Source organism: Variovorax sp. EBFNA2 (genome assembly GCF_033802765.1).
Classification (GTDB): domain Bacteria; phylum Pseudomonadota; class Gammaproteobacteria; order Burkholderiales; family Burkholderiaceae_C; genus Variovorax; species Variovorax paradoxus_H.
This window is the reverse complement of the sequence record NZ_CP138496.1, coordinates 2,963,843-2,975,900: the sequence shown is the minus strand read 5'-3', so window position 1 is coordinate 2,975,900 and position 12,058 is coordinate 2,963,843. Positions and strand designations below refer to the sequence as shown.

The following is a 12,058-nucleotide window of genomic DNA, read 5'->3' as shown; positions in this document are numbered from 1 at the left end:
GCGCGGCGCGCCCGGTCAGATGCTCGGGTTGATGTCGCTGGGCACCGGACGGCGCTCGATGCGGTCCTCGAGCTGCCCGATGTGCGCGGCCACCGTGTTGTCGGTCTGGTCCGAACGCGCCTTGACCGCGCGCTCCAGTTGCTCCATCCGCGCCAGCAGCGCGGTGTGCCGATCGGCGTTGTGCGACATGTGCTGCTTCTCCTGCGCTTCCAGGAAGTTGCGCAGCTCGGTGAAGCGCGAGGCCTCGGCCTTGTCGGCGAGGTCGCGCTGGGTCTGCATTTCCTTCGTGTGGCGCTTGGTCTCCAGCAGCACCGAGCTGTGCAGGTACAGCACGTACACGAGGAAGAAGGCCGCGAGCACGGCCGTGAGCCCCAGCATGATCAGCCCCAACGGCGCCGACACGCTCATGAAGCCGAGCGACACGTCGGTGGGAGCCGACAGCGTGCCCCAGTTCAACGCGGCAAGCCCGGCGATGAGCAGCACGATGACAAACAGAAAAGCGGATCTCACGCCCATGTGGCGCCTCCTTGCAAAAGACCGACAAAAGCCGCACGCCTGTGAAGGCGCGCGGTGACGGCATCGGTTTTACCTCAGCAAGGAGCCCGCTTTGGTGCGCATGGCCGCACAAACGGCCATGTCCTACACCTCTCCACAGCCGGTTCGTGACAACTGTTCCGAAACGGTAGGCGATGGCCGCGTCTGCGGTCAGTTCGTTTCCGACAACTGATCGAGGATGGCCGGGTTCTGCCGGACACATCACATCGCTGCGCGATATGAGTGCCGTCTTCACCGGCCCCGCGCTACGCGCTCACCGGCCTTGCGGCCGGTTCCTCGATCAGTTTGTCTCCGACAACTGATCGAGGATGGCCGGGTTCTCCAGCGTCGACGTGTCCTGCGTGATCGCCTCGCCCTTGGCAATGCTGCGCAGCAAACGCCGCATGATCTTGCCGCTGCGCGTCTTGGGCAGGTTGTCGCCGAAGCGGATGTCCTTGGGCTTGGCGATGGGGCCGATTTCCTTCGCGACCCACGCGCGCAGCTCGTTGGCGATCTGCTTGGCCTCTTCGCCGGTCGGGCGCGAGCGCTTGAGCACGACGAAGGCGCACACGGCCTCGCCGGTCACATCGTCGGGACGGCCCACCACCGCAGCCTCGGCCACGAGGTCGGTCTTGGACACCAGCGCCGATTCGATTTCCATCGTGCCCAGGCGGTGGCCCGACACGTTGAGCACGTCGTCGATGCGGCCCGTGATGCGGAAGTAGCCGCGGTCGGCACTGCGCACCGCGCCGTCACCCGCGAGATAGATCGTGCCGCCCATCTCTTCGGGGAAGTAGCTCTTCTTGAAGCGCTCGGGGTCGTTCCAGATGGTGCGGATCATCGAGGGCCAGGGCCGCTTGATGACCAGCATGCCGCCCGCGCCGTTGGGCAGGTCTTTGCCGGTCTCGTCGACGATCGCGGCCATGATGCCCGGCAGCGGCAAGGTGCACGAGCCCGGCACCAGCGGCGTGGCGCCCGGCAGCGGCGTGATGACGTGGCCGCCCGTTTCGGTCTGCCAGAAGGTGTCCACGATCGGGCAGCGTTCGCCGCCGATATTGCGGTGGTACCACATCCATGCTTCGGGATTGATCGGCTCGCCGACCGAACCGAGGATGCGCAGGCTGGTCAGGTCCCAGTTCTTCGGGTGCACCTTTTCGTCGCCTTCGGCCGCCTTGATGAGCGAGCGGATCGCGGTGGGCGCCGTGTAGAACACGCTGACCTTGTGCTTCTCGATCATTTCCCAGAAGCGGCCCGCATGCGGGAAGGTCGGGATGCCTTCGAACACGACCTGCGTGGCGCCGGCCGCGAGCGGGCCGTAGGCGACATAGGTGTGGCCGGTGATCCAGCCGATGTCGGCGGTGCACCAGAACATGTCTTCGGGCTTGATGTCGAAGGTCCAGTCCATCGTGAGCTTGGCCCACAGCAGGTAGCCGCCAGTGGCGTGCTGCACGCCCTTGGGCTTGCCGGTGGAGCCCGAGGTGTAGAGGATGAACAGCGGGTGCTCGGCATTGACCGGCACGGGCGCGCACTCGGTGCTCTGCCCGGCCTGCGCTTCGGTGAAGGTCTTGTCGCGGCCCTCGACGCGGTTCCACGCGGTGGGCGTGCGCTCGTAGACGAACACCGTCTTGATCGACTCGCAGCCGCCCAGCGCGATGCCGTCGTCCACGATGGCCTTCAGCGGCAGCTCCTTGCCGCCGCGCAGCTGGTAGTTGGCCGTGATGACGGCGACGGCGCCCGCATCGATGATGCGTTCCTGCAGCGCCTTGGCCGAGAAGCCGCCGAACACCACGCTGTGGGTGGCGCCGATGCGCGCGCAGGCCTGCATGGCGACCACGCCTTCGATGGTCATCGGCATGTAGATGATGACGCGGTCGCCCTTCTGGATGCCCTGCGCCTTGAGCGCATTGGCGAACTGGCTCACGCGGGCCAGCAGTTCCTTGTAGGTGACGCGGGTGACGGCGCCATCGTCGGCTTCGAAGACGATGGCGGTCTTGTTCTCGACGGGGGTGCCGATGTGCTTGTCCAGGCAGTTGGCGCTGGCATTGAGCTCGCCATCACCGAACCATTCGTAGAACGGCGCCTTCGATTCGTCGAGGGTGCGGGTGAAGGGCTTCGTCCACTGCAGGTTGTCCTTGGCCAGCCGGGTCCAGAAGCCTTCGAAGTCTTGTTCGGCTTCCTTGCACAACGCTTCATAGGCGGCCATGCCGGCAATGCGGGCGCCTTCGGTGGCGCGGGCGTCGGGCGGGAACACGCGGTTCTCGACGAGGACGGATTCAATGTTCTTCGATGCGCTGCTCATGCTCTTGTCTCCTGATTGAATGCGGCCGTAATGTCGGGGCACGCACTTACGGGCCACTGACGGGGTCGATGTTAGTTCGCAGGGTTATCACGAGTGCGTCACTGGGAGACCTCTAAAATCGCCCGACTTTTTACATCTGTCTTCTTACTTCCCATGTCCGCCCCCGATCCTTTCGACGCCCGGAACGCGCCCGTACCAGCGCGCAGTTCCCCGCTGAAGCCATTGCCCCGGCTCATCTTCGCGAGCCGCTGGCTGCAGCTGCCGCTGTACCTGGGGCTGATCGTGGCACAGGGCGTGTACGTGGTGCACTTCCTGGTCGAGCTGCTGCACCTGGTCGAGGCCGCCTTCGGCAACAAGGACGCGCTGCAGGCCCTCATCACGAGCATCGGCTACAAGACCACCGCACCGGTCGGCTCGCTCAACGAGACGGTGATCATGCTGGTGGTGCTGGCGCTGATCGACGTGGTGATGATCTCCAACCTGCTGATCATGGTGATCGTGGGCGGCTACGAGACCTTCGTGAGCCGCATGGACCTCGAAGGCCACCAGGACCAGCCCGAGTGGCTGAGCCACGTGAACGCCTCGGTGCTCAAGGTGAAGCTGGCCACCGCCATCATCGGCATCAGCTCGATCCACCTGCTCAAGACCTTCATCAACGCGGACAACTACACCGACAAGGTGCTGATCGCGCAGACCGTGATCCACATCGCGTTCCTGTTCTCGGCCATGGCCATCGCCTACACCGACAAGCTGATGAACGAGGCGGCCGCCGCCAGCACGCGCCACTGAGCCCCGCTACGGCGTATCCCAGGCCGGCGTTTCGGTGAAGCGCTCGGCCAGAAAATCGAGCAAGGTGCGCAGCGCAGACGGCATGTGCTTGCGCGACGCGTACACCGCATACACGCCCAGCACCTGCGGCTCGTGATCGGGAAAGAGCGACACCAGCTCGCCCGATTGCAGCAACCCCGACGTCAGATAGGTGGGCAGCATCGCAATGCCCGCCCCGGCCTGCGCCAGCGCCATCAGGCTGGCCGCGTCGTTGGTCGAGAGGTTGCCGGCCACGGCCACCGAAACGGGCAGGTCGTCGGCCTTGCGGGTGAAGTTCCAGAGGCTGCGGCCGAAATACGAATGCGTGAGGCAGTTGCGCTGCGCCAGCTCTTCCACGCGCTGCGGCTGGCCGTGCGCCTTCAGGTAGGCCGGCGTTGCGCAGACCACCGAGCGGCACACCGAGAGCCGGCGCGCAATGAGGTTCGGATCGATCTCGGCCGACACGCGGATCGCGAGGTCGATGCGCTCGTCCACCAGGTTCACCGCGCGATCGAGCAGCACCAGGTCGACCGCCACGCCCGGGTAGCGCCGCACGTAATCGGCCACCGCGCGGGCCAGCTGCGCCTGCGCGAACGAGGTGCTGGCGGTGATGCGCAACTGCCCGCTCGGGGCCTCGGCTGGATGGCGCACCGCCGCCTGCATGTCGCCCGCAAGCTCCAGCACCTGGCGGCAGCGCGGCAACAGCTCTTCGCCCGCCGCCGTGAGGCTGAGGCGCCGCGTCGTGCGGTGCAGCAGGCGTGCGCCGGTCCATTGCTCCAGCTCGGCCACGTAGCGCGTGACCACCGGGCGAGACATGTCGAGCTTGTCGGCCGCGGCTGAAAGGCTGCCCGCATCCACCACGTTCACGAACACCCGCATTGCGTTCAATCGGTCCATTCGAACGATTTTAGGAATAAAGAAGCGCGGAATTCGAGGTATTTCTTTCGAAACCAGAAACCTAAGATGCGGTTCATGCCCTTCTCAACCTTTTGACTGGAGTCCCTCATGAGCCACATCGCCATCATCGGAGCCACCGGACGCGCCGGCGGCCGCCTTCTCGAAGAAGCGCTGCGCCGCGGCCACACCGTCACCGCCATCGCGCGCAAGGCCAGCGAGAAGCTGTCGGGCCGCGCCAACGTGAAGGCCGTGGATGTCGACGCGCTCGACGCCGCCGCCCTCGAAAAGGCCGTGGCCGGCCATGACGCCGTGTTCAGCGCCGCGCATTTCGCCACCGTGCCGCCTGCGGCCGTCATCGAGCCCGTGAAGCGCGCGGGCGTAAAGCGCCTGCTGGTGGTCGGCGGCGCCGGCAGCCTGTTCGCGGCGCCCGGTCTGAAGGTGATCGACACGCCGAACTTCCCCGATGCCTACCGCGCCGAAGCCACGGCCGGCGGCGTGTTCCTGGACGCACTGCGCAACGAGAAGGACCTCGACTGGACCTTCCTGTCGCCCTCCGCCGAATTCGTCGAAGGCGAGCGCACGGGCAAGTTCCGCCTCGGCACCGACGACCTGCTGGTGAGCGCCGAAGGCCGCAGCTGGATCAGCTTCGAGGACTACGCGATCGCGTTCATCGACGAACTCGAGAAGCCTGCGCATTCCCGCCAGCGCTACACGATCGGCTACTGATCGATCGATCAAGCGCCAACGAAAAAGGACCCTCGCGGGTCCTTTTTTCATGGGGCTGTCCGAATCAACGACCGGTCATGTTCTCCGGCACCACCCACTGGTCGAACTGCTCGGCCGTCAGGTGCCCCGACGCAATCGCCGCTTCGCGCAGGCTCGTGCCTTCCTTGTGCGCCTTCTTGGCGATGTAGGCCGACTTGTCGTAGCCGATGTGCGTGTTCAGCGCCGTCACCAGCATCAGCGAGCGCTGCACCAGCTCCGTGATGCGTTCGCGGTTCGGCTCGATGCCCACGGCGCAGTGGTCGTTGAAGCTCACCATGCCGTCAGCCAGCAGGCGCACGCTCTGCAGGAAGTTGTGCGCCACCATCGGGCGGAACACGTTCAGTTCGAAGTTGCCCGAGGCGCCACCGATGTTGATGGCCACGTCGTTGCCGAACACCTGCGCGGCCAGCATCGTGACGGCCTCGCTCTGGGTCGGGTTGACCTTGCCCGGCATGATCGACGAGCCCGGTTCGTTCTCGGGAATGCTCAGTTCGCCGATGCCGCTGCGCGGTCCGCTCGCGAGCCAGCGCACGTCGTTGGCGATCTTGTTCATGCTGGCGGCGAGCGTCTTCAGCGCGCCGTGGGCATGCACCAGCGCATCGACGCTGGCCATGGCTTCGAACTTGTTCGGCGCGGTGACGAACGGCAGGCTCGTGAGCCTCGCCAGTTCGGCCGCGACCTGTTCCGCATAGCCCTTGGGCGCATTGAGCCCGGTGCCGACGGCCGTGCCGCCCAGCGCCAGTTCGCACAGGTGCGGCAGCGCGGCGCGCACATGCGCTTCGCCGTGCGCCAGTTGCGCGACGTAGCCCGAGAACTCCTGGCCCAGCGTGAGCGGCGTGGCGTCCTGCAGATGGGTGCGGCCGATCTTCACGATGTCGGCAAAGTCTTCCGCTTTTTTCGCCAGCGTGCCGCGCAGCTTGGCAATCGCGGGCAGCAGCTTGTGCGTGATGGTCTCGACGGCGGCCACGTGCATGGCGGTCGGGAACACGTCGTTGCTCGACTGGCTGCGGTTCACGTCGTCGTTCGGGTGCACCAGGCGCCCTTCCCCGCGCTCACCGCCGAGGATTTCGCTCGCGCGGTTGGCCAGCACCTCATTGACGTTCATGTTGCTCTGCGTGCCCGACCCGGTCTGCCAAACCACGAGCGGGAACTCGCCCGGGTGCTTGCCGGCGATGACTTCGTCGGCCGCGGCCACGATGGCGTTGGTCTTCTTCTCGTCCTGCAGCCCCAGCGCGTGGTTGACCACGGCCGATGCGCGCTTCACCTGCGCCAGCGCCTTGATGATTTCGCGCGGCTGCTGCTCGCCGGAAATGTCGAAGTTCTGCAGCGAGCGCTGCGTTTGCGCACCCCACAGCTTGTCGGCCGGCACGTCGATCGGGCCGAAGGTGTCGCGCTCGGCACGGGTCTTGGGAGAAGTCGTCATGAGAAAAAGGGCTCCGCAGTCTTGGATGGTTGCGCCGCTCATTGGGCACGATGCCGAGTATCGGCTCGATAAGAATGGCTCGCATCTGGCGAGGCCTTTCGCCTGGGTCCCACAGACACGATACGCCTGCGGGTTGACTCGCGTCATGCCAAAAAGTTATAATCATGGGCTTCCGACGACCAACAAGTCATGTTGGTCACCCTTGCACTACTCGCGGATCTGTGAATCCCGTCGCGGTGCAAGGTCCTCCACGCCGGGCCCAGCCCGGCAAAACCGGCCGGATCTTTTTCCGGCCCCATTGCCACGTCACGCTCATCCAGGCGGCGCCCCTCGACCAGGCCCGTTGTCTGCGAATGAAGCATCCGGCGGGCACTGGCTTCGTCGCCACGTCGTTTTCAGTGCCTGTCGGCAGCCCTCGGGGCTCGCCGGGCCATTGCATGCGCATGCGCAATCTTCATGCGCGCTGTCGGGCAGCTCCCTCATCGGGCTGATGGCGTGGCCGTTGCCGTCCTTCGGGGCGGTGCTGTGTCCACCCTTCACTCAAGGAGCCCCGGCATATGGCCAAAGGAATTCTCATCGACCATGTCTTCAAGGTGTTCGGCGATTCGCCCGAACAAGCCCTCGAGCTGGTCCGCCAAGGTTTTTCCAAGAAGGAAATCCTGGCGCAAACCGGCCAGTCGATCGGCGTGTTCGATGCCACCTTCGAGATCCAGGCCGGCGAGATCTTCGTGATCATGGGCCTGTCGGGCTCGGGCAAGTCGACGCTGGTGCGGCTGCTCAACCGGCTGATCGAGCCGACCGCCGGGCGCATCGTGATCGACGGCGCCGACATCAACGAGCACTCCGACAGCAAGCTGCGCGCGCTGCGCCGCAAGGACATCAGCATGGTGTTCCAGTCGTTCGCGCTGATGCCGCACATGACGGTGCGCGAGAACACCGCCTTCGGCCTGGAGCTGTCGGGCACGCGCAAGAAAGACCGCCTCGCGCAGGCCGACCTGGCGCTTGCGCAGGTGGGGCTTTCGGGCTGGGGCGACAGCTACCCCGACGAGCTCTCCGGCGGCATGCAGCAGCGCGTGGGCCTGGCGCGCGCGCTGGCGTCTGACCCGTCGATCCTGCTGATGGACGAGGCCTTTTCGGCGCTCGACCCGATCATCCGCACCGAGATGCAGTCGGAGCTGCTGCGGCTGCAGCAGGTGCAGCGCCGCACCATCGTCTTCATCTCGCACGATCTGGACGAAGCCATGCGCATCGGCGACCGCATCGCGATCATGAAGGACGGCCACGTGATCCAGGTCGGCACGCCCGACGAGATTTTGCGCAGGCCGGCCGACGACTACGTGCGCAGCTTCGTGCGCGGCGTGGACGCGGCGGCGGTGTTCAAGGCGGCCGACATCGCGCGCAAATCGCTCACCGTGGTGTGCGAGCACCCCGAGCGCGGCGCGCACGCGGCGCTCAAGCTGCTCGAAGACCAGGACCGTGACTTCGCCTACGTGACCAGCCCGACCAAGCGCTTCCTGGGCGTGGTCTCGGCCGACACGCTGCGCGGTGCGCTCGACGGGCATTCGGGCCCGCTCGGACTGCACCACGCCTTCCTCGATGAACTGCCGCGCATCGACGCCGAAGCCCCCGTGGCCGGCCTCATCGGCCAGCTCGCGCAGGCGCCGTGTGCACTGCCGGTCGTGGCCAGCGACGGCCGCTTCTGCGGCGCGATCAGCAAGACGACGCTGCTCAAGTTTCTTGACCGCGACACGCCGCCGATCGAACCCGTCTCGCCGCACGCCGCCCCCGCACTCGCCGCCGAGCCGCACTGAATTCACGAAGGACCTTGAACGATGAACGACACCACATTGCCTTCCGACCTGAACGCGCCCCTGATGGACGCCCCTGTTTTGGACACGCCCGCCGCGCCCGTCGCCACTCTCGATCCGTGGGAAGCAATCTCCGCCGCGCCTGACACCTCGACCGCCAGCGCCTGGCTCGATGCGCCGGCGAACACCGCACACGCCCTCGCGGGCCAAGCCGACACCGCCACCAGTGGCTTCTCGCTGCACCGCCTGTGGGACGGTTCGCTGCCCGTCGAGGCCTGGATCAACCAGGGCCTGGGCTGGGTGGTCGAGCATTTCCGGCCCTTCTTCCAGACCGTGCGCCTGCCCATCGACAGCACACTCAACTCGGTGCAGGGCCTGCTCACCGCCCTGCCCGCGCTGCCGATGATTGCGCTCATCGGCCTGCTCGCCTGGCAGTTCGCCGGCCGCGCGCTGGCCATCGGCACCGTCGTGTCGCTCATGCTGGTGACCCTGCTCGGCATCTGGCCCGAAGCCATGGTCACGCTGTCGCTGGTGCTGACCTCATTGGTGTTCTGCATGGTCATCGGCCTGCCGCTGGGCGTGCTGCTGGCCAGCAACGACCGGGCCCAGCGCGTGATGCGCCCGGTGCTCGACGCGATGCAGACCACGCCGGCCTTCGTCTACCTCGTGCCCGTGGTGATGCTGTTCGGCATCGGCAACGTGCCGGGCGTGATCGTGACGATCGTCTTCGCGCTCGCCCCGCTGGTGCGCCTGACCAACCTCGGCCTGCGCCAGGTGCGGCCCGACCTCATCGAGGCCGCGCGTGCCTACGGCGCCTCGCCCTGGCAGATGCTGCTGAAGGTGAAGCTGCCGCTGGCCATGCCGTCGATCATGGCCGGCATCAACCAGGCGCTGATGCTGTCGCTGTCGATGGTGGTGATCGCCTCGATGATCGCCGTGGGAGGCCTGGGCCAGATGGTGCTGCGCGGCATCGGCCGGCTCGACATGGGCCTGGCCACCGTTGGCGGCCTGGGCATCGTGCTGCTGGCGATCACGCTGGACCGTCTGACGCAGGCCATGGGCAAGTCGCGCCGCAGCGCCGGCCACCGCTGGTGGTACACGGGACCGGCCGGCCTCGCGCTGCGCACGCTGCAGCGCCTCGTGGGCACGCCTTCGCGTGGCCAGCCGCACGCCGACGACGCCGTGCCCGCCCTTTCCACGCAAGCGCACTGACCGTCACGGAGGACATCCACGCATGAAGACCACCCGCCTCTTCTTCGCCCGCAGCCTCCTGGCGCTGGGCCTCGTCGCCTTCGGTACCTCGGGTGCGGCCGCGCAAACCGCCACCGCCGAACTGCCCGGCCAGGGCGTCACCGTGCAGCCGCTGAAAAGCTCGCTCGCCGAGGAAGCCTTCCAGACGCTGCTGGTGATGCGCGCGCTCGAAAAGCTCGGCTACAAGGTCGAGCCGATGAAGGACCTCGAGCCCGCCACCGAGCATCTGGCCATTGCCAATGGCGACGCCACCTTCATGGCCAACCACTGGAGCCTGCTGCACGCCGACTTCTACAAGAACAGCGGCGGCGACGCCAAGCTGTGGCACCAGGGCGTGTACTCCGACGGCGCGGTGCAGGGCTACCTGATCGACCGCAAGACCGCCGAGCAATACAACATCACCAACCTCGCGCAGCTCAAAGACCCGGCCATCGCCAAGCTGTTCGATGCCGACGGCGACGGCAAGGCCGACCTCACCGGCTGCAACCCCGGCTGGGGCTGCGAGCTGGCCATCGAGGGCCACCTGAGCGCCTACCAGTTGCGCGACAGCGTGACCCACAAGCAGGGCAGCTACGCCGCACTCATGGCCGACACCATCGCGCGCTTCAAGCAGGACAAGCCGATCCTCTACTACACCTGGACGCCCTACTGGGTCAGCGCCGTGCTGCGTCCGGGCGCTGACGTGGTCTGGCTGCAGGTGCCGTTCTCGCCGCCGCAGGCCGGCGAGCCGGTGAACACGCGGTTGTCGAATGGCCGCAACTACGGCTTCCTGGCCAACCAGCAGCGCATCGTTGCCAACCGGGCCTTCATCGAGAAGAACCCCGCCGCCGGCCGCCTGTTCGAAGTGATGAAGCTGCCGATCGCCGACATCAACGCACAGAACCTGCGCATGAGCGAAGGCGCGAACAGCATGCAGGACGTGACGCGCCACGCCGACGGATGGATTCGCGTGCACCAGGCGACCTTCGACGGGTGGATTGCGCAGGCGCGCGCCGCGGCAAAGTAGCAGCGCAGAGCCCGTCGGGCGGGCTACGGAACGCCGTGGCCGTCGCACCCCGGCAAGGAAAAAAGACGCGAGAACGGCGCGTGCCCCCTACACTTTCGCACTAAACAATGCGGGAGGGGGACGGATGGCAGGCTCTGACATTGGCTTGATGAATGCCGTGATCGCGGCCTCACGCGCGCCATCGAACGCATCGCGCTGGGCCGATACGCTGGAGGCGCTGTGCCTGCGGTTCGACGCCACGGCCGCGTGCATCCACACCCCGCGCAGCACGACAGCCGACCGCTCGCTGTTTGTCGCTCACGGCTTGCCCACCCACACGGTGCCCGACTACGTCGAGTACTGGTCGGCCAAAGACCCCTGGATGGCCGGCGCGGCGGACAAGGAAATCTGCGTGCGCTCGGGCGAATGCGGCATCGGCCGCGAACTGTGCGACTGGGACGCACTGGACAAGCTCGACTACTTCCATGAATTCGCGGCCCCCACGGGCGTGAAGGGCTTGCTCGCCCTGATCGTCGACGACGGCACGCAGCCCTTCGTCGCGCCGTACACGGCGATCGGCCTCTACCGGCGCCCCGGGCTCGAGGAATTCAGCTATCAGGACAAGCGCGTCTTCGAATCGGTGCACGGCCCGCTGCAACTGGCGCTGCACGCGCACTGGGCCTTCGGCCGCAGCACACAGGCCGGCCAGACCTCCCTGGCGCTGCTCGACGTGGTGCCCAAGCCGCTGCTGGTGCTGTCTCACACGGGCGAGGTGCTGTACGCGAACACGGCAGGCACGGCCCTGCTGTCGCGCAACGACTGGGCGGCCACGCAGCACGGCAAGCTGGTCCGGCTGGGCACGCTGGATGCCGACGCGGTGGCTGCATCGTTGCGCCTGGTGCGGCAAGGCCTGCTGCAGACGCATGTGCTCTGGAAGCGCGGCAGCGACGATGCGGGAGCTTCGGCGACGGCGCGGCTGGTTCCGCTCGAAGAAAGCAATGCGTGTCGCCTGGCCTGGCCGACCGCCCTTGCACTGTTGATGATCGACGAGCCGCAAGAGGACCACCAAGCCCGGCGGCTGAAGCAGATCGCCGCGCAGTACCGGCTCACCGAAGCGGAGATGCGGGTGATCGCCGAGCTGGTCGACGGCACCCGTCCGGCCGAGTTTGCGCAGCGTCATGGCATCTCCGTGCACACCGTGCGCACGCACCTGCGCAACATCTTCGACAAGACCGGGCTGCGCCGCCAGAGCGACCTGATCCGCCTGGCCGGCATGCCACGAAGCTGAA

At 66.7% G+C, this 12,058-nt stretch carries 10 protein-coding genes; 6 read left to right on the top strand and 4 right to left on the bottom strand.

Annotated elements, in window-relative coordinates:
- Nucleotides 1–15: 15 nt before the first annotated feature.
- Together RZE79_RS13880 and acs are read right to left on the bottom strand one after the other, a co-directional pair.
- Entirely contained in the window at nt 16–516 is a 501-nt protein-coding gene (locus RZE79_RS13880; RefSeq protein ID WP_319360872.1) for a LapA family protein, read from the bottom strand.
- A gap of 319 nt (nt 517–835) precedes the next feature.
- Nucleotides 836–2,833 carry an acetate--CoA ligase gene (acs, locus tag RZE79_RS13875; protein WP_319360871.1) on the bottom strand — a complete coding sequence of 666 codons (1,998 nt, stop codon included), beginning with the start codon at nt 2,831–2,833 and terminating at the stop codon, nt 836–838.
- A gap of 153 nt (nt 2,834–2,986) precedes the next feature.
- On the opposite strand from acs, the gene RZE79_RS13870 reads away from it, so the two are divergent.
- Nucleotides 2,987–3,622 (top strand): YqhA family protein, encoded by a 636-nt coding sequence (locus RZE79_RS13870; RefSeq protein ID WP_319360870.1) that lies wholly within the window; start codon nt 2,987–2,989, stop codon nt 3,620–3,622.
- A 6-nt stretch (nt 3,623–3,628) separates the two neighbouring features.
- Here RZE79_RS13870 and RZE79_RS13865 read toward each other — a convergent pair whose 3' ends face one another.
- Entirely contained in the window at nt 3,629–4,537 is a 909-nt protein-coding gene (locus RZE79_RS13865; RefSeq protein ID WP_319360869.1) for a LysR family transcriptional regulator, read from the bottom strand.
- 108 nt (nt 4,538–4,645) lie between these two features.
- Between RZE79_RS13865 and RZE79_RS13860 the strand changes: the two genes are divergently transcribed.
- Nucleotides 4,646–5,263 carry an NAD(P)-dependent oxidoreductase gene (locus RZE79_RS13860; protein ID WP_319360868.1) on the top strand — a complete coding sequence of 206 codons (618 nt, stop codon included), beginning with the start codon at nt 4,646–4,648 and terminating at the stop codon, nt 5,261–5,263.
- A 64-nt stretch (nt 5,264–5,327) separates the two neighbouring features.
- Here the strand turns inward: RZE79_RS13860 and fumC are convergent, their stop codons facing one another.
- Complete coding sequence (gene fumC, locus RZE79_RS13855) at nt 5,328–6,725, bottom strand: class II fumarate hydratase (protein ID WP_319360867.1); 1,398 nt, start codon at nt 6,723–6,725, stop codon at nt 5,328–5,330.
- A gap of 557 nt (nt 6,726–7,282) precedes the next feature.
- On the opposite strand from fumC, the gene proV reads away from it, so the two are divergent.
- From proV to RZE79_RS13835, 4 genes are all read left to right on the top strand, one after another.
- Nucleotides 7,283–8,536, top strand: coding sequence for a glycine betaine/L-proline ABC transporter ATP-binding protein ProV (gene proV, locus RZE79_RS13850; protein WP_101492940.1), 1,254 nt, complete (start codon nt 7,283–7,285; stop codon nt 8,534–8,536).
- A gap of 21 nt (nt 8,537–8,557) precedes the next feature.
- The gene (proW, locus tag RZE79_RS13845; protein WP_319360866.1) at nt 8,558–9,745 is read left to right on the top strand and encodes a glycine betaine/L-proline ABC transporter permease ProW; all 1,188 of its coding nucleotides are present in this window, start codon (nt 8,558–8,560) and stop codon (nt 9,743–9,745) included.
- A gap of 22 nt (nt 9,746–9,767) precedes the next feature.
- The gene (gene proX, locus RZE79_RS13840) at nt 9,768–10,790 is read left to right on the top strand and encodes a glycine betaine/L-proline ABC transporter substrate-binding protein ProX (protein ID WP_319360865.1); all 1,023 of its coding nucleotides are present in this window, start codon (nt 9,768–9,770) and stop codon (nt 10,788–10,790) included.
- A 148-nt stretch (nt 10,791–10,938) separates the two neighbouring features.
- Nucleotides 10,939–12,057 (top strand): helix-turn-helix transcriptional regulator, encoded by a 1,119-nt coding sequence (locus RZE79_RS13835; RefSeq protein ID WP_319360864.1) that lies wholly within the window; start codon nt 10,939–10,941, stop codon nt 12,055–12,057.
- The last annotated feature ends 1 nt before the right edge of the window (nt 12,058 follow it).

Coding starts and splice junctions, on each gene's coding strand:
- acs (WP_319360871.1), bottom strand. CDS start 2,833: ATGAGCAGCGCATCGAAGAACATTGAATCCGTCCTCGTCGAGAACCGC.
- proV (WP_101492940.1), top strand. CDS start 7,283: ATGGCCAAAGGAATTCTCATCGACCATGTCTTCAAGGTGTTCGGCGAT.
- RZE79_RS13835 (WP_319360864.1), top strand. CDS start 10,939: ATGAATGCCGTGATCGCGGCCTCACGCGCGCCATCGAACGCATCGCGC.
- proW (WP_319360866.1), top strand. CDS start 8,558: ATGAACGACACCACATTGCCTTCCGACCTGAACGCGCCCCTGATGGAC.
- fumC (WP_319360867.1), bottom strand. CDS start 6,725: ATGACGACTTCTCCCAAGACCCGTGCCGAGCGCGACACCTTCGGCCCG.
- RZE79_RS13860 (WP_319360868.1), top strand. CDS start 4,646: ATGAGCCACATCGCCATCATCGGAGCCACCGGACGCGCCGGCGGCCGC.
- RZE79_RS13870 (WP_319360870.1), top strand. CDS start 2,987: ATGTCCGCCCCCGATCCTTTCGACGCCCGGAACGCGCCCGTACCAGCG.
- RZE79_RS13865 (WP_319360869.1), bottom strand. CDS start 4,537: ATGGACCGATTGAACGCAATGCGGGTGTTCGTGAACGTGGTGGATGCG.
- proX (WP_319360865.1), top strand. CDS start 9,768: ATGAAGACCACCCGCCTCTTCTTCGCCCGCAGCCTCCTGGCGCTGGGC.
- RZE79_RS13880 (WP_319360872.1), bottom strand. CDS start 516: ATGGGCGTGAGATCCGCTTTTCTGTTTGTCATCGTGCTGCTCATCGCC.